Origin of the sequence: Amycolatopsis sp. NPDC051372 (genome assembly GCF_040682095.1) — a bacterium.
Classification (GTDB): Bacteria; Actinomycetota; Actinomycetes; order Mycobacteriales; family Pseudonocardiaceae; genus Amycolatopsis.
In genome coordinates this window covers 42,148-62,312 of the sequence record NZ_JBFBAF010000004.1, presented here as the reverse complement: position 1 = coordinate 62,312, position 20,165 = coordinate 42,148, and the positions used below count along the sequence as shown (strand labels likewise).

The window sequence follows — 20,165 nt, the reverse complement described above, 5'->3', positions numbered from 1 at the left end:
CCGAAGATCCGCTTCGGGTCTGCCTCCTGGGCTCCGGCCTCTCCGCGTCCGGACCCGTTCGGAGCGCTCCCGTGGTTCCTTCGAAGAGGAGCGGCCGCACACGGCGGCCGGGGGATTGTCGAAGTGAAGGGGATCTGCCTTGTCCGCAGGAGAAGTGGGCCGAAGAGGGGTGCTCGCCGGAGGGCTGGCCGCGGTGGCGGCGGGAGCGATGAGCACTCCCGCGTCCGCCCAGGGTGCCACGACCACGCCGGTGAACGAACGGCTCAAGGGCTACAGCTATCCGCTCAGCGCCCGTGGGGTGGCCAACCTCGCGCCGACGCCGCCGTGGCACTACGTGGGTGACGTGGTCGGCGTCGAGTTCTGGACCACGCCGGCCGCGGCGGCCGCGTCGCTGCCGACCGGTCTGGACCCGGACCCGGCGAGCTCAGGGCACGGCTACGCGCTGTTCATCGACTGGCAGTTTTCCGCCAGTGACAACGAGTACCTCGACCCGGTGCGCAGCCAGTACAGCGAGTTCCTCGTGCTGCTCGACGCCGTGCACAAGGGTTCGCCCGTGGCGTGGTGCCCGTTCATCTACGTGGACAACGACGAGGCGCTGGCCCGCGGCTGGATCCAGGGCTTCCCGAAGAAGATCGGGGCCGTGCACCAGACCCGCGCGTTCGGCGTGCCGAGCCAGGCCGGCCCGGTGGTCGGCCCCGGCGGCCGGTTCGGTGCCACGCTGTCGTCGAACGGCCGGCAGCTGGCCGAGGCGCGCGTGACGCTCGAGAAGACCGCGCCGACCATCCCGGCGCTGGGGCGGCCGATCGTGAACCTGCGCTACTTCCCGCGGCTCACGGCCGGGCAGCAGCAGAACCCCGCCGTGCACGAGCTGACGCAGTCCGTTTTGGACACTCCGCAGGTGGCCGGTACGTGGACCGGCACCGGCGAGCTGTCGTTCTTCCCGGCGCAGGCCGAGGAGCTGGCCGACCTGGCGCCGCAGCGCACCGGCGCGGGCTTCCGCGGCTCGTTGTCCTACAGCGTCACGGATCTGATCATCCTCTGACGCGGTGGCGGCCGGGTCACCCGCGCGGCGCCCGGCCGCTCAGAGCCGTTCGTCCCGCATCACCTCGAGGTTGTGGAACACCGGCGGCCCGTCGCACAGCTTGCCGATCCGCTCGGCGAACTTCGCGGTCTCCGGCAGCTCCGAGTTCCGCATCGCCTCTTCGTACGACGGGAACTCGACGAACTCCATGTACGTCCCGGGGTTGTCGCGGTCGCTCATCACCACCGCGTGGGTGGCCGTGCGACTGCCCTGCGTCGCGGTTTTCCACTCGTCCATGAGCTCGTTCAGCTCGTCCGGGTGTGAGGTCTTGAACTCGATGACTTGCACGAAACTCATATCCGGCTCCTGGTGAGGCTGCCCCGAAAACTCATCGTGCGCGCGGCATCGGGGCCCGTCAACGCAGGTCGGGGCCCGGCTGTTCACCGGTCGCCTCAGTTCCACTCGACGGCGATGCCGGCCAGCCCCGGTCCCGCGTCGCGGAAGTAGCCGCTCGTCACACCACCCGTGTCGAGCGGGAGCTCTTCGGCCTCGACGGGCAGGGCGTCGTCGCGCGCGCGGACCTGGCGGGTGCAGCGCGCAGGCATCGCGGTGGGCGCGAACTGCAGCTGCAGCAGGTAGCTCGCGGCCTGGTCGCGCAGCATGCGGTAGTAGCCGGGGAACAACGCGCTGGAGTCGTCGCGCACCTCGAAGCAGAAGACGTGGATGTCGCCTTCGCCGAGTTTGCGGTCGAAGAGCAGCTCGGTCGCCATCGTCTCGCCGCCGGGGTGGCGCCGGATCCGCCCGACGCGACAGCCCTCGGCGGTGATCAGCTCGACGTCGTCGATCTTGCAGCCTGGGTCCCCGTTGTACACGGTCACGTAGCGGTCGGGGCCGTGCCGCCGGGCGCGCGTGACCAAGCGCGTGCGGATGCTGACCTGGCGGCGGCGCTCGTCGACCGTGATGCGGTCGTGGACCGAGAGCAGTTCCAGGTCGGCGTTGGAGTGGTTCGACGACGGCAGCACGCCCAGGTCGGTGAGCAGCTGGTCGACGATCGAGCCCATGTCGCCCGAGCGCAGGTCGTGGAACGACACCGCGGCCTGGTGACCGCGCGGGCGGGCGGTGCGCGGGCCGATCAGCACCACCAGCGAGTCGGACGGCAGCTGCAGCACCGACTCCAGAGCGCGCACGGCCGGCAACGCTTTGGGCACCTCGGGCTGGCGCAGCCCCCGCTGCCAGTAGCTGAGCGTCGACTGTCCAATCTGGGCGCCGCGCAGCGCCAGGTGGGCGCGCAGGCGGGCCAGCGACAGTCCCCGGTGCGAGATGGCCGTGCGCAGGGCGTGGTGGAACTCGCCGGTGCGCAACGCGTCGGCCAGCTCTGCGGGCAGATCGCCCGAGCCACGGCGAACAGGTTCGATGATCAGTGCGCCTTCCCCGTCTCGAGACACCGCTTGTCCCTTCACCAGACCAGTGTGGAGATCACTGCGTGCGCCGGCCGTGAACACCGCGGAACGTTCACGTTAGCAGCGCACGGTAGCCGCTCCGACCCCCGTTCGGGGTGGTTGGCCACGCAAGGGTGCCCATTCCGTGTTCCAGGACTGACCCGGAACGCGTTGATCACCGGAAGAGCATCTTGCTCCGCGTGACCGCACTGTTCACCGTTGTGACGACCGAGGGTCACGTCGTGGGGTGGGGAGGTCCGTGCCGGTGTTCGCCGAGCAGTTACCCGTCACCACCCGGGCGGCCGTCCGTCGTGGCCGGGTCCGGATCGAGAGAGTACGCACCGCGGGCCGGGTCCTGGCCCTCGTGGTGCTCGTCGGCATGGCGTTGCTGACGTCGGCACCGGGCGCGAGCGCGGCGCAGCCCTCCGGCGTCGGCAACGCCCACCTCGTCCCGCAGTCGGGCACCGGTGAGGCGCACGCCGTCCGCCTCGTCGCCGACGTCCTGCCGCGCGGCGACACCCCGCCGCCCGAGGACCACGACTCGGGCTGGCTGCCGTTGCTCATCCTCGGGGGCCTGCTGCTCACCGGCGGCGGGGGCTACCTGCTGCACGCGCGGCGCGAGGCGGCCTAAGGCGTACCGGCCGGCCCGGCGGTGCCGTCCCTCCCGCCGGGCCGCCGGTCGACCACCGTCTCGTCCGGTGCGACGGCCACGGCGTCGAGCGCCGCGTGCAGGAAAGGGATCAGGCCTTCGGCGTCGGGCCCGGTGAACACGGTCGAACCGAGCAGCATGCGGTTGAGCAGCATCCCGGCGCAGATGGCGATCAGCAGTGCCGAGCGGCCGGTCGCGTCGGTTCCGGGGAGGGCGTCGGCGAGCCGGCTCTGGTAGTTGCGCTCGATGCTCTCGCGCATGATCGCCGCCGCACGCGGGTTGGCGACCGAGCGCAGGGTCAGCAGCAGTCCGTCGGACGCGTGCTGGTCGTCGCCGGTCAGCAGGGCGCGCGCCGCCTCGGCGTTGAGCTCGGGCGTCATCATCGTCGACTTCTCGAACGCGACCTCCACCACCTCGGCGAAGAGCCCTTCCTTCGAGCCGAAGTACTTGCCGATCAGCCGCGCGTCCACGTCGGCCGCGCCGGCGATCTCGCGGACGCCGGCGCCGTCGTAGCCGTGCTCGGTGAACGCCTTGCGGGCGGCGTTCAGGATCGCCGCGCGGGTGGCCACGGGGTCCCGGCGCTTCGGCGTCGAATCAGGGCTCATGGTCGCCAGGGTACGAGCCCTGGTCCCGGCTTCGGGACAACTGCGGGTTGCTAAGGCTTCAGTCGTGGACTTATGGTCCACGGGTGTGGACTTGACCGCACCGACGACACGGCCGACGCCCTCATCGGCCGCGCGCTGGACCTCGGCGTCACCCTCGTCGACACCTCCGACCGGTACGGCGCCAGCGAGGAGATCATCGGCAAGGCGATCGCCGGTCGGCGCGAGAAGGTGGTGCTGGCGACCAAGTTCGGCATCGTCGAAGGCCCGACCGCGGACACGCGACCGGTGATCAACGGCCGCCCCGAGTACGTGCGCGAGCGCATCGAGCACTCGCTGCGGATGCTCGGCACCGACCACGTCGACCTGTACTACCAGCACCGCGTGGACCCGGACACGCCCATCGAGGAGACCGTCGGCGCGATGGCCGAGCTCGTGGCGGAGGGCAAGGTGCGCCACCTCGGCCTGAGCGAGGCCGCGCCCGACACGATCCGCCGCGCGCACGCCGTGCACCCGATCACTGCCGTGCAGACCGAGTGGTCGCTGTGGTCGCGCGACATCGAGGAGGAGGTGTTCCCGCTGTGCCGCGAGCTCGGCATCAGCGTCGTCCCGTACAGCCCGCTGGGCCGCGGGATGCTGACGGGCAAGCTCACGTCGTTCGACGAACTGCCCGAGAACGACTACCGGCGCAAGATGCCGCGGTTCGCCCGGGAGGTGTTCGAGGCCAACCTCGCTGCCGTGGAGACCGTGCGCGACATCGCCGCGGCCCACGGCGCCGCACCCGGCCAGGTCGCGCTCGCGTGGCTGCTCGCGCAGGCACCGGACGTGGTCCCGATCCCGGGCACGCTGCACCTCGGCCGGCTGGCGGAGAACGCCGGCGGCGCGTCGCTGGAGCTCAGCGGCGACGAGCTGAAGCGGCTCGACGCGCTGACCGTCATCGGCGAGCGCGAGGTCGCGCTGGACCACAACTGGTCCTACGGCGTCACCCCGCCGAGGTCCCGGTAGCGCCTGTCCTAGGGTGAGCCCCGTGGGGCGACTGGTCGTGATCGAAGGTCTGGACGGTGCCGGCAAGCGCACCCTCGCGGACGGGCTCACCGCTGAGCTGCAGCGCGGGGGCGCGCGGGTCGGCAGCCTGGCGTTCCCGCGGTACGGCCGCAGCATCCACGCGGACCTCGTGCGCGAGGCCCTGCACCGTGGCCACGGCGACCTCGCCGACTCCGTCTACGGCATGGCCCTGCTCTACGCCCTCGACCGCAGCGGCGCCGCCGACGAGATCCGCGCGCTGCTGGCGGACAACGACGTGGTGCTGCTCGACCGCTACGTCGCCTCCAACGCCGCGTATGCCGCCGCACGCCTGCGGGAGAACGCCGACGGCGACGTCGTGCGCTGGGTGTGGGGCCTCGAGGTCGACCGCTTCGCGCTCCCGCGGCCCGACGCGCACCTGCTGCTGCGGGTGTCCCCTGAGGTCGCCGCCGAACGCGCCGTCCGCCGCGCCGCCACGGACAGCGAGCGCGCGCGGGACGCGTTCGAATCCGACGACGCCCTGCAGCAGCGCTGCGCCGCCGTGTACGACGAGCTGGCCGCGGCCGGCTGGCTCGCGCCGTGGCACGTGCTCGACGGCGTGGCCGGTGTCGACCTGCCGACGCTGGCCAAGTCGCTGCTGTCCTGAGCGGTCAGCGTTCGTCGAAACGTGCCGGGTCGAACAACGCGATCGGGTGCGTCGTGCTCCCGTCGACGATCAGATCGGCCACGATCTCCCCGACCACCGGCACGAACTTGAAGCCGTGCCCCGAAAACCCGCACGCCACGACCACGCGAGGGTGCGCCGGGTGCCGCGCGATCACGAAGTCCTCGTCGGGCGTGTTCGTGTACAGGCAGGTCGCGGCGCGGCGGAACGTGCCCAGCGCCGGCAACCGCGAGCCGACGAGGCCGGTGACGGCGCGCACCTCGTCGTCGTGCACCCGGCGGTCGATCGTGTCGGCCGTGCACGGCGTGCCGGCGAGGTGCGAAGCCACCTTCACGCCCTGCGGTGAGTGCGCGGGAAAGCCGTAGAACTGTTCGCCCTGCTCGGTTTCCCACAGGTACACCGGATGCCGGTCGGCCGCGAACGCCGCCGCGTCCGCCGGTTCGAACCAGTACTGCACCTGCCGCTGCACCTCGAAGTCCACGCCGAGGTCGGCCAGCAGCGACGGCGCCCACGCGCCGGGGCACAGCACCAGCCGCGAAGCCGTGTAGTAGCTCGACGCCGTCCCCACGCGCACGCCGGACTCCGACGTGCTCCACGTGAACACCTGCTCCTCGTGGTGCAGCTCGGCGCCGTGGCGCGCGGCCAGCTGCAGGTGCGCGGCGACGCTGCCCTCGGGCGACACGAACCCGGCGCCCGGCTCGTAGAGGGCCACCTCGTCCTCGCGCGGGGCCATCGTGGGGAAGCGGCGACGGATCTCCGGCGCGTCGAGCAGCTCGTGCGGGATGTCGAACTTCTCGGCCGAGAGCACGCTGCCGGTGATCGTGCGCGAGTCCGGCGGCCCGGCCATCAGCCCGCCGCAGCGCGTGAACAGGTGCCGGCCGGTATCGCGTTCGACCTCGTCCCACAGCTCGTGCGCGCGCAGCAGCAACGGCACGTAGTCGGGACCTTCGAGGTAGGCCTGGCGGGTGATGCGCGAACCGCCGTGGCTGGAGCCGAGGTTGTGCACGGGCGCGAACTGGTCGATGCCGAGCACCCGTTGTCCGCGCTGCGCGAGCCGGTACGCCGCGGCGCTGCCCATGCCGCCGAGGCCGATCACGATCACGTCGTAGTGCGTCAAGCGGTTCTCCTCGTCCGTTCCGCCGAATCGGCCACCACCGCGGGCACTCGTTCGCCGAAGTACTCGATCTCCACCGGTGTACCAGGTTTCGCGCATTCGACGGGAAGCCACGCGTACGCGAGGTTCTTTTCGACGGTGTAGCCGCGCGCCGCGCTCGTGACGTAGCCCGCCGGGTGGCCCTCGAAGTACACGGGTTCCCTGCCCAGCACGAGATCGCCGGTGACCAGGGACGTCAGCGTGCGCCCGACGGTGGTGGCCGATCGGCCGAGCAAGGCGTCGCGGCCGAGGAAGTAGCCCTTGTCCATCCGCACGGCGAACCCGAGCCCGGCCTCGTACGGATCGTGCTCCGTGGTGAAGTCGACGCCCCACGTGCGGCGGCCGTCCTCCAGCCGCAAGCTCGTGAGAGCCTCGCATCCGGCCGCGACGATCCCGTGCGGCTGCCCGGCTTCCCACAGCGTGTCCCACAGCAGACGGCCGAGGTCCGCGCTGGTGTGCAGCTCCCAGCCGGGTTCGTGGGGCGGGCGCAGCGCGAGCACCGGCACGTTGCCGACGTACGTGTCGAAGGCGTCTTCGTCTACTGTGGACAGTTCTGGGAGAACCTGCCGCGCGAGCGGTCCCCGCAGGCCGAGGCAGCACGTGCCGCCGGTGGTTTCGTGGATCTGCACCGTGCCGTCGCCGGGCAGGTGGCGGCGCAGCCAGTCGACGTCGAGCGCGCTGTTCGCCCCGACGTGGAACCGGGCGGCGCCCAGCCGCGCCACCGTCAGATCACTGCGGACACCACCGTCTTCGCCGAGCAGCAACGTGTACGTGACCGCACCCGGCGTGTGGCCGAGCTGGTTGGTGGTCATCGTCTGCAGGAACGGCAGCGCACCCGGTCCGGTGACCTCCAGCCGGGTCGCCGGGGTCAGGTCGAACACCGCCACCCGCTCGCGCGCGACGATCGCCTCCGCACCCGCTGTCCGCGCTCCGGATGACGGCACGCGGGAGAGCTCAGACAGGGTTTCGTTGGCGGAGAACCAAACCGGGCGCTCCCAGCCGCCGGTTTCCGCGAAGCACGCACCCAAAGCGACGTGTCGCTCGTAGAACGGCGAAGTGCGCAACGGCCGCCGCGGCTCGTCGTGCCGTATGCCCGCGACCGTCCGGATCGCGCGTTCCCGAACGTGGTCCGGCGCGAGTTGCGCCCGCTCGAACCGGGCGAGATCGCTCGTGTGCAGGTCGAGCCGCGGCTGCCCGTCGACGAGCCACCGCGCCACCTCACGCGCGACGCCGGCGGTATGCGAGGAGGCCACGGCCTCGGCGATCCAGAAACCGTCGAGGTCCGGGTGCTCGCCGACCAGCGGCCTGCCGTCCGGGGTGGCCGCGACCAGGCTGGTCACGCCGTCCTCGACTTTGGCGTCATCCAGCGCGGGCAGCAGGCGCGCGGCCTCGGCCCAGGGCTGCTCGAAGTCGGCCCGGGCGAACGGCTCGGCCGTGCGGGGCGCGGCGTGGCCGATGCCGAGGCGGTCGACGTGCTCGCGCACGGTCAGCCCGCCGTGGCGCAGGACCGGCTTGCCCGCCTCGGTGAAGTCATCGTTGTCACCGGCGAGCGAGGGCAGCGTGCTGGTGCGCGCGTAGTGCTGCGCCAAGGGCACGAGCGGCACGGTGAGCTCCACGAGTCGTCCGATCTCCGGCGCTCCTGCACCCGCGCACGAGACCACCACGTCGGCGCGGAAGCGATCGGTCCCGGTGACCACGCCGGTCACGCGCCCGGCACTGCGTTCGATGGCCGTAACCCGTTGTCCCGTCAGGAAACGCGCCCCGCGTCCGGTCGCCCGGCGGGCCTGCGCCCAGGCCGCGCGCCGGGGTTTCGCCAGGCCGTCGCCCGGGGTGTGGAGCCCGCCGAGCACCTTCGCCGCGTCGAGCAGCGGGTGCAGTTCGGCGCACTCGGCCGGTGAGCGCAGGTAGCTGCGCACGCCCCACGACGTGGCCCAGCCGTGGCGCCGCTTGAGCTCGGCGAGCCGCTCCGGCGTGGTCGCGAGCTCCAGGCCGCCGACGGGCTGGAAGCACCAGCCGCCGTCGAGCGTGAGCGAGCTGTACTTGGCCACGGTGTACTGGGCGAACCGCGTCAGCGTGCGGTCGGGATCGGTCTGGAACACCAGGCCCGGCGCTTCGGCGCTCGCCGGTCGGCCTTGGTCCAGCACCGTGACGTCGGTCCAGCCGCGTTCGGTGAGCTCGTCGGCCAGTGCGCAGCCGAGGAGCCCGGCGCCGATGACGACCACTCGCGGACGGGCTGCCATCGCGGTACCTCCTGGCCGGGTTCACCGGGCACGCCGAACGACCCGCCGGGCACGGGCCAGGTTGCGGATGGGGGTGTGTGTTCCGTCTTCTGCAACAAAGTGCGGGATCGCGGGGGTACGTGTCAAGACTGCGCGCGGAAGGGGTTTTTCGCTTGCGCCCAGGCAGGTGAAGCCCGTAACGCGAACCTCGGCAGGGGCGATTCGACGCCGGAGGAGTATCAGCCGGCGTAGTAGCCCAGTTGCGCCGAAAGTTCGTTCGCCGCTTCCGTCATCGGCCGCACGATCTGCTTGATCCGCTGCTTCGACAGCCGGTACGACGGCCCCGAAGCGCTCATCGCCGCCACGACCTCGCCGCCCGGGCCGTGGATCGGCACCGCGACCGCGTGCATGCCGAGCTCCAGCTCCTCGAAGCAGGCCGCGTAGCCGTCCTCGGCCACGCGCTCGACCTCCGACTCGAGCTCGTCGGGGTCCACGGTCGTGCGCGGCGTGTACTGCTCGAGGCCGTGGCCGAGCACGCGCTTGCGGTCGGCCACGGTCATCGCGGCCAGCAGCACCTTGCCGCTGGAGGTCGCGTGCAGCGGCGTGCGCTGCCCGGTCCAGTTCTGCGTGGTGATGGCGGCCGCGCCGCGGGCCTGGCTGATGTTGATGGCCACGCCGTCGTCGGCGATCGCGATGTTCACGGTCTCGCCCAGCTCCTCGGCCAGGGCCTGACAGGTCTGGCGGCCGAGTTTCGCGAGGTCCATGCGGCCGGTGGCCGCGCCGGCGAGGCGGACGATGCCGAAGCCGATCGCGTACTTCCCGCGCTCGCCCAGCTGCTCGACAAGCCCGTGCTGTTCCAGGACACTCAGCAGCCGGGACGCCGTCGACTTGTGCACCCCGAGCTCACCGGCGATCTCCGTGATCCCCGACTCCCCGTTGCGCGCGAGCAGTTCCAGCACGAAAATCGCGCGGTCGACCGACTGAACTTGACTTCCCGTTGCGTTGCCCGAGTCCTGGTTCCGCATAGCGCAACACTAACGGCTGGGCGGCGATCTGTTCGGCTGAGCGGGCGAATCCCTTGACGATGAGGGCGCGCGGGCCGCACTGTTGCGCACAGTGCACATCGACGCGTCATGCGCAACATTCACGAACCGCTCCCGGTTCCCGTGACCCGTTTCCCGGAGGCTGCCCGATGATCCGTGCCTGCGCCGTCGCCGACCTGCCCGAGGGCGAGTCCCTCCGCATCGACGGCCCGATCCCGATCGCCGTCTTCCACACCGCCACTGGCTTCTACGCCATCGACGACACCTGCACCCACCAGGACGCCTCGCTCGCCGACGGCTGGCTCGAAGGCTGCTTCGTGGAGTGCCCGCTGCACGCGGCCCAGTTCGACCTGCGCACCGGCGCGCCGACGTGCCTGCCGGCGAAGGACCCGGTCCGCACCTACGCCGTGGTCGTCACCGACGGCGTGGTGTTCGTCGACGCGCCGGTGCCGGCGGTCGTCGGCGAGGGCAGCGCCCAGCTCACCGTCTAGCTCTTCCCACCCGAGGCCCGTGGGGGTTCCCGAGCGCCCGCCCGGGAACCTTCACGGGCCGTCCACACCTGCTCGGGAGCGCCCGGATGGAGCAATCCGAGCTCGCGATCTTGATCTTTCTGGTGGTCAAACGCGCGGGTCGTGCTCGACGGCGGCGCAAGTAGTGCGAACATGTGCTCATGAAGGCACGTGTCTTGGTGGTCGACGACGACCCCGCGCTGGCGGAGATGCTCACCATCGTGCTCCGCGGTGAGGGGTTCGACACCGCGGTGGTCGCGGACGGTTCGCGCGCGCTGCCGGCGCTGCGCGAGCTCAAACCGGACCTGGTTCTGCTGGACCTGATGCTGCCCGGCATGAACGGCATCGACGTCTGCAAGGCGATCCGCGCCGAGTCCGGCGTGCCGATCGTGATGCTGACGGCCAAGAGCGACACCGTCGACATAGTGCTGGGCCTGGAGTCCGGCGCCGACGACTACGTGGTCAAGCCGTTCAAGCCGAAGGAGCTCGTCGCCCGCGTGCGCGCCCGCCTGCGCCGCACCGAGGCCGAGCCCGCCGAGTCGCTGACCATCGGCGACCTGGCGATCGACGTGCCTGGCCACGAGGTCACCCGCGAGGGCAAAGCCATCCCGCTCACGCCGCTGGAGTTCGACCTGCTCGTGGCGCTGGCCCGCAAGCCGCGCCAGGTCTTCACCCGCGAAGTGCTGCTGGAGCAGGTGTGGGGCTACCGCCACGCGGCGGACACGCGGCTGGTCAACGTGCACGTCCAGCGTCTGCGGTCGAAGGTCGAGAAGGACCCGGAGCACCCCGAGGTGGTGTTGACGGTGCGCGGCGTCGGTTACAAGGCCGGCCCGCCGTGATGAGGCGATGACGGCTTCCGCGGCAGCCGGCCCACCCGCCGGGACAAAGAGTCACCCGAAGGTGGGACGGCTGACCGCTTTCGCCCGAGCCACGATGCGCTTCGTACGGCGCCTCGTGGTCTTGGCGCGCCGCCGGGTGGTGGCGTTCAACGAGCTGTGGCGCCACTCGCTGCAGTTCCGCGTGACGATCTCGACGCTCGCGCTGTCGGCCGCCGTGGTTTTCGTGCTGGGCATGGTGCTGCAGAACCAGATCACCGAGCGCCTGCTCGACACGAAGCGCAGGGCCGCCGTCGAGCAGACGCAGGCACTGGCCGACACCGCGGCGCGCGAGCTGGTGGGTGTCGGAGGCGAGTCGCCCGACGCGCTGCACACGCGGCTCGAGAACGCGTTGAAAAAGATCTCCACGACGTCGGCGTCGCCCGCGGGGTCCACGGCGGGCACGTTCGAGCCGGTGCTCGCGAGCGTCGGGCGCGACCAGTCGGACGCCGACCCGGTGTTCGTGGGTCCGTTCACGTCGGTGCCGGTGCGGCTGCGCCAGTTCGTGGAAGGCGGCAACCTCGCGCGCGTCGAGCACACCGTCTCCGAGAACAACGCGAACACCACGTACCTCATCGTGGGCACGCCGCTGAGCTCGGTGGCGAGCCCGCTGCAGCTGTACTTGCTGTTCCCGCTGACCAGCGAGCAGAACACCGTGTCGACCGTGCAGAACACGCTGCTCGTGGGCGGGCTCGTGCTGCTGCTGTTGCTGGCCGGCATCACGAACCTGGTGGTCCGGCAGGTGGTGCGGCCCGTCCGCCAGGCCGCCGCGGCGGCCGAGCAGTTCGCGGGCGGTGACCTGGAGCAGCGCCTCGCCGTGGTCGGGGAAGACGACCTGGCGAAGCTCGCCGTGTCGTACAACGGCATGGCCGCGAGCATCCAGCGCCAGATCCGCCAGCTCGAGGAGTTCGGCGGGCTGCAGCGCCGGTTCACCTCCGACGTCTCGCACGAGCTGCGCACCCCGCTCACCACCGTCCGCATGGCCGCCGACGTGCTGCACGCGTCCCGCGAGCAGTTCCCCGCCGGCCTCGCGCGGTCCACGGAGCTGCTGGTCGACGAGCTCGACCGCTTCGAGGCGCTGCTCGGCGACCTGCTGGAGATCAGCCGGCTCGACGCCGGTGTCGAAGAGCTGTCGGCCGAGTACATCGACGTGCGGCCCATCGCCACGCGCGCGGTCGAGCAGGTGCGCGTGATCGCCGGGACCGCGGGCAGCTCGGTCGAGCTGATCCTGCCCGACGAGGACGCCTCCGCCGAGGTCGACGCCCGGCGCGTGGAGCGGATCCTGCGCAACCTGCTGGGCAACGCCGTCGACCACAGCGAGGGCAAACCGGTGCAGCTCACCGTCGCCGTGAACGAGACGGCGGTGGCCATCACCGTGCGCGACCAGGGCGTGGGCCTGCGCGCGGGCGAGGCCGACCTGGTGTTCAACCGGTTCTGGCGCGCCGACCCGTCGCGCAACCGGCGCACCGGCGGTACCGGCCTCGGCCTGGCGATCAGCCAGGAGGACGCGCGGCTGCACGGTGGCGTCCTCGACGCGTGGGGCGAGCTGGGCCAGGGCGCCTGCTTCCGGCTCGTGCTGCCCCGCCACCAGAACGTGCCGATCGAGGAGAACCCGCTGCGCCTGCCGCCGCCCGACGCCACGTCGGAGATCACGCTGTCGCCGTCGTCGGTGCTCGAGGTGCAGCCGGCGCCCGACGCGATCCTCGCCGACCGCGACGCCGAGCGAGTTTCCGACCGCGAGGAGGTCGGCCGGTGAGACGTGTTCTCGCCGCGCTGGCGTGTCTGCTGCTGCTCGCCGGCTGCGCCAACGTACCGCTGGAGTCGCAGCCGCTGGTCGTATCCGTGGACTCGACGCCGCCGGTGGCGAACGACGCTCCCGAGCCGGCGCACGGCCTCGCCGCGCTCGACATCGTGCGGGAGTTCATCCGCAACAACGGCGACCCGCGGTCCAACAACGCCGCCGCCCGGGCGTACCTCGACGACCAGCAGCGCAGCACGTGGAAACCCAGCCGGGCGATCACGATCATCGACAACACGTTCAGCACCGTCTACGAGACCCCGCCGCAGCCGCCGTCCTCGACGACGCCGCCCGACCCGAACGTGCGGGAGGTCGGGCTGCGCGGCTACACCCTGGGCACACTGAGCGGCGACTCCGCGTTCATCCCCGGCTCCGGCTCGGCCGAGCTCACGATCGAGGTGCGCAAGCAGCCGAGCGGTGAGTGGCGCATCTCCTCCCCGCCGGCCACGCTGGTGGTGACCGACGACGACTTCGAGGCGAACTACAACCGCGTCCCGGTGAGCTTCTACTCGCCCGACTCCGGCACGTTCGTGCCCGACCTGCGGTACGTGCCGGCGAAGCCGCAGTCGGGCCTGCCGGGGCGCGTGATGGACCTGATCGTGCAGGGGCCGTCGGCCGGGCTCGGCGGGGCCGTGAAGAACCTGCTGGGCGACCAGGTCACGCTCGACACGAACGTGAAGAACACCGACGACGGCTCGCTGCTCGTGCAGCTTTCGGGGCTCACCGGCGCGAGCCCCGAGACGAGAACGCTGATCGCGGCGCAGATCGTGCTGTCGATGCAGGCCGTCACGTCCACGCGCATCCGGCTGCTCGCCGACGGCCAGCCGCTGGTGCGCGGCATGGAGTACTGGCGAAGCAGCGACGTGCCGAACTACAGCGCCGCCTCCTCGCCGAGCCCCGATCTGCAGGGCCTGATGACCGTCGACGGCCGCATCCGCTCGCTCACCGACGGCGCGCCGGTGGCGGGCCCGGCGGGCAACGGTGAGTACGCCGTGGTCAGCGCCGCGCAGTCGATCGACGGCAAGCGGCTCGCGGTGGTGGAACGCAGCGGTGACCGCGTGCAGCTGCGCGTCGGCGACCTCGGCCGCGACCTGCCGCTGGTGGACCTCTCAGGCGGTTCGCTGAGCCGTCCGACGTGGCGGCCCGCGCCGAGCGGGGCCGGTCCGTCGGGTGAGGTGTGGACGGTGGTGGACCACTCGATCGTCGCCCGCATGGTCCTCGACCCGACCGGCCACTGGCTGCGGCAGAGCGTGAACGCCAACGACCTGCTCGCGCTCGGCACCGACATCGACGCGTTGCGCCTGTCGCGCGACGGCGCCCGCGTGGCGGCGATCGTCAACGGCCAGCTCGTGGTCGCGGCGGTCGTGCGCGACGGCGACACGGTGACGCTGCGGGAGCCGCGCGTGCTCCAGCCCGGTGACCTGTCGGACGTCGTGGACCTCGACTGGGGTTCGACGGCGGACACGCTGGTGGTCGTCACGTCGGCGAGTTCCCAGCCCGTGCAGCGCGTTTCCGTGGACGGGCGCCGGATGGACGCGTTCAACGGCTCGAACCTGACCGCGCCGGTCACCGCGGTCACGGCCGCACCCAACCGGCCCATCGTGGTGGCCGACCCGGGCGGGCTGTGGAACGCCACCGAACTGGGTGAGGTCTGGCGGCCCCAGGCCCACACGATGCTCAACGCGACGCCGTTCTACCCGGGCTGACGAGGGTTATTCCGCTCGTTTTCGCCGGGCGGGGCTCGAGGGTGCCGAAACTGTCGGTGCCCGGGTGCACACTGCGAGTCATGGTTCTCGATCTGCTCGTTCCCGCCCGTTGCGCCGGCTGTGGTGCCCGGGGTGTCCCTTGCTGCGCGGAGTGTTCGCGGGTGTGGGGGTCACTCACGGAGGTGGTCCGCGCGCCGCTGACCGGTCTCGCGCCCGCGTACGCGCTGGCCCGCTACCAGGGTGTCGCCAAGCGCGTCTTGATCGCCTACAAGGAGCGCGGGCGCCGCGATGTGGCGCCGGCACTCGGACGGGTGCTCGCGTCCGCGCTGGCCGCCTTGCCTCGCGCCGGTTCTCCCCGCCCCGATGCTTCCCGCGCCGGCCCGCGCCGCGAGGGACACTCACTCGGTGGACCTTCGTTCGATGAACCGACCTTCGTCGGGTCTTCGCCCACCGATCTCCGCCTCGTAAAGCCCGCTGTCCCCGGGAATTCCACCTTCCCTAGGGATTCCAAGGTCCGCAGAGATTCCACCGTCTCCTGGAATTGCACAGCCGCCGGGGATTCCGTGCGCGCCGGGCCGTGGTGCCTCGTCCCGGCACCGAGCCGTCGCTCGGCTTCACGCCTCCGTGGTGGCCCGCACGTGCAGCGCCTCGCCGAGGCCGCTGCGCGCTGTCTCGCCCAAACGGGCGCCGAGGCCTTCGTCGCGCCCGCTCTCGCGCTGAAGGGCGCCCGCGACGCCGTGGGTCTCAGCCGGGCGGAGCGCGTCGCCAACCTGGCCGGGCGGTTGCGGTTCGTGCCCGCCGGCCGGCCACCGCCGGGCAGCCGGGTCGTGGTGCTCGACGACGTGGTCACCACGGGTGCCACGGCGGCCGCGTGCGTGCGGGCACTCACCGACGCCGGGGTCGCCGTGTCGGCTGTGGTCGCGTTGCTCGCCGCAGGGTGAGCAGACGTCACCTACACGAGTGACGTCAAGAGGGAACGCGGCGCGACGGCCGCCCGTTGTCGGGACATGAGGGTCTGGCTCGGATTCACGCGGGCGGCCGAACACTCCACCGGGGTGGCGGCTGTGGCGCGGCGGGCCGTGACTCTCGGCTTCCGGGCTCCCGCACCGTTGCGCCGTACGCGTGAAAATGCATCGCTCGCGTTCGGCCGTCAGGGGCGGGATTTCGGGCTGCACACGGGGGTTTCGCTGCGCGCCGTAACGGGTTCCCGAATCGTGACATCCCCCGGCCCGGGGGCTGTTGCGAGAGGCGTGATGAAGCTAACGTGCTCCGCTATCAGCAATCCCCGCAGGCAGGGAGGTGTGCAGCCCATGTCCCTGGCGCCGGAGGCGCGCTGAGTCCGCGCTCGAGCATCCGCCACGAGACGTCGTGACCGGCCATCGAGTTCTTCTCAGCCCGCCAGATCCGGGCTCCGTCCCCGCACTACCGGCGCCGTGTGAACACACAACAGCTCGCAGTCATCTCAGCGAGGGAGGTCGTGTATGGACATCGTCGTAAAGGGCCGCAACGTGGAGGTGCCCGACCACTACCGGGCACTCGTCAGCGAAAAGCTGGCCCGTCTTGAGCGCTACGACAAGAAGGTCATCCGGTACGACGTGGAGTTGTTCCACGAGCCGAACCGCCGGCAGGCGAAGAGCTGCCAGCGCGTCGAGATCACCGGAAAGGGCCGCGGCCCGGCCGTGCGCGCCGAAGCGTGCGCCGCGGACTTCTACGCAGCGCTCGACTCCGCCGTCACGAAGCTGGAGAACCGGCTGAGGCGGACACACGACCGGAGGCGCGTGCACTACGGGCGCAGCCGCCCGGAGTCGGTCGCCGAGGCGACCTCGATGGCGATGGCCGGCGGATCGCCGGACGCCGTCGCCCGTCCCACAGCGAGCACGGCGGTGCTGGAGGCACCCGCCGCGGACACGGCCGAACCGATCACCGATGGTTTCGCGGCCGTCAGCTCCGGTGAGATCACCCTGCCCCAGCAGAAACGCTGGGAAGACGACGATCTGGGCTACCAGCCCGGCCGCGTAGTCCGCGAGAAGAAGCACAACGCGGACCCCATGTCGGTGGACCAGGCTCTCTACGAGATGGAGCTGGTCGGTCACGACTTCTACCTGTTCAACGACTCCGAGTCCGGGCGGCCGAGCGTCGTGTACCGGCGGAAGGGTTTCGACTACGGCGTGATCCGGCTCGGCGGCTGAGCCTGCCGAGCCGGCGCGGCCGGAGGGGGAGCCGGCCGGTGCCACGGGTGGCCCGCACGCGAGCGCGTGCGGGCCACCCGCGTGCCGGGAGTAGGGTGCGAAGGGGCCTCTCGTGACCTTCTGCGAGCACGTGCGTGCGCGGACCACTGTGTGTTCCCTACGATGTGGTGAGACGGCGGCGCCGCACTACGAGTGCGCGCCGTGCCCACAAGCCCGGGACCGGCTCGGGTGCGATCATGATCAGCTAGTGAGGTCGACCGGATGGTGCTGAACCGCCTGCTCCGCGCGGGTGAGGGCAAGATGGTGAAGCGGCTGCGCAACATCGCCGATCACATCAACACCCTCGAAGACGACGTGAAGGACCTGTCGGACGCCGAACTGCAGGCGAAGACCGGCGAGTTCAAAGAGCGGTACGGCAAGGGTGAGTCGCTCGACGAGCTGCTCCCGGAGGCCTTCGCGGTCGCCCGCGAGGCCGCCAAGCGGGTGCTCGGCCAGCGGCCCTACGACGTGCAGATCATGGGCGGCGCGGCGCTGCACCTCGGCCAGGTCGCCGAGATGAAGACCGGTGAGGGCAAGACCCTCACCTGCGTGCTCCCGGCCTACCTCAACGCGCTGTCGGGCGACGGCGTGCACGTCGTCACCACCAACGACTACCTCGCCAAGCGCGACGCCGAGTGGATGGGCCGCATCCACCGCTTCCTCGGGCTCGAGGTCGGCGTGATCCTCGCCGAGCAGGACCCGCAGGAGCGCCGCCGGCACTACGAGGCCGACGTCACCTACGGCACGAACAACGAGTTCGGCTTCGACTACCTGCGCGACAACATGACGTGGTCGCTCGACGAGTGCGTGCAGCGCGGGCACAACTTCGCGATCGTGGACGAGGTCGACTCGATCCTCATCGACGAGGCGCGCACGCCCCTGATCATCTCGGGGCCGGCGGACCAGTCGTCGCGGTGGTACATGGAGTTCGCCCGCCTCGCGCCGCTGATGCAGGGCATCGACACCACCACGATGGGCTCGCGCGAGCGCGTCGAGAAGACCAACCTGATCAACTCGAAGTACCACTACGAGATCGACGTGCGCAAGCGCACCGTGGCGGTCACCGAGAAGGGCGTGCGGTTCGTCGAGGACCAGCTCGGCATCGAGAACCTCTACGAGGCCGCGAACACGCCGCTGGTCGGCTACCTGAACAACGCGTTGAAGGCCAAGGAGCTCTACAACAAGGACAAGGACTACATCGTCCGCGACGGTGAAGTCACGATCGTCGACGAGTTCACCGGCCGCATCCTGGTGGGCCGCCGCTACAACGAGGGCATGCACCAGGCGATCGAGGCCAAGGAAAAGGTCGAGATCAAGGCCGAGAACCAGACGCTCGCCACGATCACGCTCCAGAACTATTTCCGCCTGTACAACAAGCTTTCGGGCATGACCGGTACGGCCGAGACCGAGGCCGCGGAGTTCCACCAGACCTACAAGCTGGGTGTGGTGCCGATCCCGACGAACCGGCCGATGGTGCGCGCCGACCGCGCCGACCTGATCTACAAGACCGAGCAGGCCAAGTTCGAGGCCGTCGCCGAGGACATCGCCGAGCGGCACGAGAAGGGCCAGCCGGTGCTGGTCGGAACCACGAGCGTCGAGAAATCCGAGCACCTCTCGAAGCTGCTGCTGAAGCTGGGCGTGCCCCACGAGGTGCTGAACGCGAAGTACCACGGCCGGGAGGCGCTGATCGTCGCGCAGGCCGGCAAGGTCGGCGCCGTCACCGTCGCCACGAACATGGCCGGTCGCGGTACCGACATCGTGCTGGGCGGCAACCCGGACATCATCGCCGACCAGGTGCTGCGCGAGCGCGGGCTCGACCCGGTGGAGAACTCCGAGGAGTACGAGGCCGCGTGGCCGAAGGTGCTCGAGGAGATCAAGACCGGTGCCAAGGAAGAGGCCGAGCAGGTCCGCGAGGCCGGTGGTCTCTACGTGCTCGGCACCGAACGCCACGAGTCGCGCCGCATCGACAACCAGCTGCGCGGTCGTTCCGGCCGTCAGGGCGACCCGGGCGAGTCCCGGTTCTACCTGTCGCTGGGCGACGACCTCATGCGCCGGTTCAACGCCGTGATGGTCGAGCGCGTGATGACCACGATGCGCCTGCCCGACGACGTGCCGATCGAGCACAAGATGGTCTCCAAGGCCATCAAGAGCGCGCAGACGCAGGTCGAGCAGCTCAACATGGAGACGCGCAAGAACGTCCTCAAGTACGACGAGGTCATGAACGAGCAGCGCAAGGTGATCTACGCCGAGCGCCACCGCGTGCTCGAGGGCGAGGACCTGCGCGAGCAGATCGAGCACATGACCGTGGACGTCGTCGGTGCGTATGTCGACGGAGCCACCTCCGAGGGCTACGCCGAGGACTGGGACCACGAGCAGCTGTGGACCGCCCTCAAGACGCTCTACCCCGTCGGCCTGAACTGGGACGACCTGGTGGAGAACGGCGACCTCGACGCCGAGGGCCTGCGCGAGGCGCTGGTCAACGACGCGGTCGAGGCGTACGACAAGCGCGAGGCGGAGATCGACGAGCTGGTGGGCGAGGAGGGCGCGATGCGCCGCCTCGAGCGCCAGGTGATGCTGACCGTGCTGGACCGCAAGTGGCGCGAGCACCTCTACGAGATGGACTACCTCAAGGAGGGCATCGGCATGCGGGCACTCGCTCAGCGCGACCCGCTGATCGAGTACCAGCGCGAGGGCTTCGACATGTTCCGCGCGATGCTCGAATCGCTGAAGGAGGAGGCCGTCGGCTTCCTGTTCAACCTCCAGGTCGAGCGCAGCGAGCCCGAGCCCGCGCCGCAGCTGGACCCGTCGGCGCTGCCCGCGGGCATCACGTCGGCCACGGGCGCCGCGGCCGCTTCCTTCGGCGACGACGGCGGCCGCCACTCACGCCCGACCCCGCCCCAGCCGCCCACGACCGACACCGAGTCGGTGCCGTCGGCCTTGCGCGGCAAGGGCGTCGGCGGCGGCGTCCAATCCGGACTGACCATGTCCGGCCCCGCCGAGGGCGGCGGTGTTGAGTCCCATTCGGACAGTGCCGACTCCGACGGCGCCGGCGCGGGCAACACACGCCGCGAACGCCGCGCCGCCGAGCGCGCGCAGGCGAAGAAGGGCAAGAAGGGCCCGCGTCGCTGACGCAGGTTTTTCCAGGGCGGGCCGCATTCGTGTGGCCCGCCCTCTTTGTGCGCTACGCCGGGGTCGCGTTCGGGCGGCGAAGCACCGCTGTTGCCGACGAAGTTCTT

At 71.0% G+C, this 20,165-nt stretch carries 16 protein-coding genes and 1 pseudogene; 11 read left to right on the top strand and 6 right to left on the bottom strand.

Going from position 1 to position 20,165, the window contains the following annotated elements:
* Positions 1–139 precede the first annotated feature (139 nt).
* Positions 140–1,042 (top strand): acetoacetate decarboxylase family protein, encoded by a 903-nt coding sequence (locus tag AB0M56_RS07740; RefSeq protein ID WP_364172111.1) that lies wholly within the window; start codon positions 140–142, stop codon positions 1,040–1,042.
* A gap of 39 nt (positions 1,043–1,081) precedes the next feature.
* Here the strand turns inward: AB0M56_RS07740 and AB0M56_RS07735 are convergent, their stop codons facing one another.
* Together AB0M56_RS07735 and AB0M56_RS07730 are read right to left on the bottom strand one after the other, a co-directional pair.
* Positions 1,082–1,378, bottom strand: a complete 297-nt coding sequence (locus tag AB0M56_RS07735; protein WP_220244044.1) for a hypothetical protein — start codon at positions 1,376–1,378, stop codon at positions 1,082–1,084.
* 95 nt (positions 1,379–1,473) lie between these two features.
* On the bottom strand, positions 1,474–2,466 hold the full coding sequence (locus AB0M56_RS07730; RefSeq protein WP_364172597.1) for a hypothetical protein: 993 nt from the start codon (positions 2,464–2,466) through the stop codon (positions 1,474–1,476).
* Between the two features lie 241 nt (positions 2,467–2,707).
* Between AB0M56_RS07730 and AB0M56_RS07725 the strand changes: the two genes are divergently transcribed.
* Positions 2,708–3,091, top strand: coding sequence for a hypothetical protein (locus AB0M56_RS07725; protein ID WP_364172109.1), 384 nt, complete (start codon positions 2,708–2,710; stop codon positions 3,089–3,091).
* Here AB0M56_RS07725 and AB0M56_RS07720 read toward each other — a convergent pair.
* Entirely contained in the window at positions 3,088–3,714 is a 627-nt protein-coding gene (locus AB0M56_RS07720; protein ID WP_364172107.1) for a TetR family transcriptional regulator, read from the bottom strand. The genes AB0M56_RS07725 and AB0M56_RS07720 overlap by 4 nt on opposite strands.
* A 72-nt stretch (positions 3,715–3,786) precedes the next feature.
* On the opposite strand from AB0M56_RS07720, the gene AB0M56_RS07715 reads away from it, so the two are divergent.
* Together AB0M56_RS07715 and AB0M56_RS07710 are read left to right on the top strand one after the other, a co-directional pair.
* Complete coding sequence (locus tag AB0M56_RS07715; protein ID WP_364172106.1) at positions 3,787–4,716, top strand: aldo/keto reductase; 930 nt, start codon at positions 3,787–3,789, stop codon at positions 4,714–4,716.
* A gap of 13 nt (positions 4,717–4,729) precedes the next feature.
* A complete protein-coding gene (locus AB0M56_RS07710; protein WP_364172104.1) occupies positions 4,730–5,380 on the top strand; it encodes a dTMP kinase in 651 nt (216 codons plus the stop codon).
* Positions 5,381–5,384: 4 nt separating this feature from the next.
* Here the strand turns inward: AB0M56_RS07710 and solA are convergent, their stop codons facing one another.
* From solA to AB0M56_RS07695, 3 genes are all read right to left on the bottom strand, one after another.
* On the bottom strand, positions 5,385–6,515 hold the full coding sequence (solA, locus tag AB0M56_RS07705; protein WP_364172102.1) for an N-methyl-L-tryptophan oxidase: 1,131 nt from the start codon (positions 6,513–6,515) through the stop codon (positions 5,385–5,387).
* Positions 6,512–8,791, bottom strand: a complete 2,280-nt coding sequence (locus tag AB0M56_RS07700) for an FAD-dependent oxidoreductase (RefSeq protein ID WP_364172100.1) — start codon at positions 8,789–8,791, stop codon at positions 6,512–6,514. The genes solA and AB0M56_RS07700 overlap by 4 nt, the downstream gene beginning before the upstream one ends.
* Before the next feature lie 218 nt (positions 8,792–9,009).
* Positions 9,010–9,795, bottom strand: a complete 786-nt coding sequence (locus AB0M56_RS07695; RefSeq protein WP_364172099.1) for an IclR family transcriptional regulator — start codon at positions 9,793–9,795, stop codon at positions 9,010–9,012.
* 167 nt (positions 9,796–9,962) lie between these two features.
* On the opposite strand from AB0M56_RS07695, the gene AB0M56_RS07690 reads away from it, so the two are divergent.
* The 7 genes and pseudogenes from AB0M56_RS07690 (at position 9,963) to secA (ending at position 20,058) form a co-directional block, all read left to right on the top strand.
* Positions 9,963–10,304 carry a bifunctional 3-phenylpropionate/cinnamic acid dioxygenase ferredoxin subunit gene (locus AB0M56_RS07690; RefSeq protein WP_364172097.1) on the top strand — a complete coding sequence of 114 codons (342 nt, stop codon included), beginning with the start codon at positions 9,963–9,965 and terminating at the stop codon, positions 10,302–10,304.
* Positions 10,305–10,483: 179 nt separating this feature from the next.
* Entirely contained in the window at positions 10,484–11,161 is a 678-nt protein-coding gene (mtrA, locus tag AB0M56_RS07685) for an MtrAB system response regulator MtrA (protein WP_139099890.1), read from the top strand.
* A gap of 94 nt (positions 11,162–11,255) precedes the next feature.
* Entirely contained in the window at positions 11,256–12,953 is a 1,698-nt protein-coding gene (mtrB, locus tag AB0M56_RS07680) for an MtrAB system histidine kinase MtrB (RefSeq protein WP_364172095.1), read from the top strand.
* Positions 12,950–14,701 (top strand): LpqB family beta-propeller domain-containing protein, encoded by a 1,752-nt coding sequence (locus AB0M56_RS07675; RefSeq protein ID WP_364172093.1) that lies wholly within the window; start codon positions 12,950–12,952, stop codon positions 14,699–14,701. The genes mtrB and AB0M56_RS07675 overlap by 4 nt, the downstream gene beginning before the upstream one ends.
* Positions 14,702–15,279: 578 nt before the next feature.
* Positions 15,280–15,642: pseudogene (locus tag AB0M56_RS07670) on the top strand (ComF family protein); the annotation flags it as partial.
* A gap of 540 nt (positions 15,643–16,182) precedes the next feature.
* Entirely contained in the window at positions 16,183–16,890 is a 708-nt protein-coding gene (gene raiA / locus AB0M56_RS07665) for a ribosome-associated translation inhibitor RaiA (RefSeq protein ID WP_364050270.1), read from the top strand.
* 261 nt (positions 16,891–17,151) lie between these two features.
* Positions 17,152–20,058: a preprotein translocase subunit SecA gene (secA, locus tag AB0M56_RS07660; protein ID WP_364172091.1), complete on the top strand. Its 2,907-nt coding sequence runs from the start codon at positions 17,152–17,154 to the stop codon at positions 20,056–20,058.
* The last annotated feature ends 107 nt before the right edge of the window (positions 20,059–20,165 follow it).

Excerpts from the sequence above, each read along its gene's own strand:
- mtrB (WP_364172095.1), top strand. The coding sequence starts at position 11,256 with ATGCGCTTCGTACGGCGCCTCGTGGTCTTGGCGCGCCGCCGGGTGGTG.
- AB0M56_RS07695 (WP_364172099.1), bottom strand. The coding sequence starts at position 9,795 with ATGCGGAACCAGGACTCGGGCAACGCAACGGGAAGTCAAGTTCAGTCG.
- AB0M56_RS07715 (WP_364172106.1), top strand. The coding sequence starts at position 3,787 with ATGGTCCACGGGTGTGGACTTGACCGCACCGACGACACGGCCGACGCC.
- AB0M56_RS07735 (WP_220244044.1), bottom strand. The coding sequence starts at position 1,378 with ATGAGTTTCGTGCAAGTCATCGAGTTCAAGACCTCACACCCGGACGAG.
- raiA (WP_364050270.1), top strand. The coding sequence starts at position 16,183 with ATGGACATCGTCGTAAAGGGCCGCAACGTGGAGGTGCCCGACCACTAC.
- secA (WP_364172091.1), top strand. The coding sequence starts at position 17,152 with ATGGTGCTGAACCGCCTGCTCCGCGCGGGTGAGGGCAAGATGGTGAAG.
- mtrA (WP_139099890.1), top strand. The coding sequence starts at position 10,484 with ATGAAGGCACGTGTCTTGGTGGTCGACGACGACCCCGCGCTGGCGGAG.
- AB0M56_RS07700 (WP_364172100.1), bottom strand. The coding sequence starts at position 8,791 with ATGGCAGCCCGTCCGCGAGTGGTCGTCATCGGCGCCGGGCTCCTCGGC.
- AB0M56_RS07690 (WP_364172097.1), top strand. The coding sequence starts at position 9,963 with ATGATCCGTGCCTGCGCCGTCGCCGACCTGCCCGAGGGCGAGTCCCTC.
- AB0M56_RS07720 (WP_364172107.1), bottom strand. The coding sequence starts at position 3,714 with ATGAGCCCTGATTCGACGCCGAAGCGCCGGGACCCCGTGGCCACCCGC.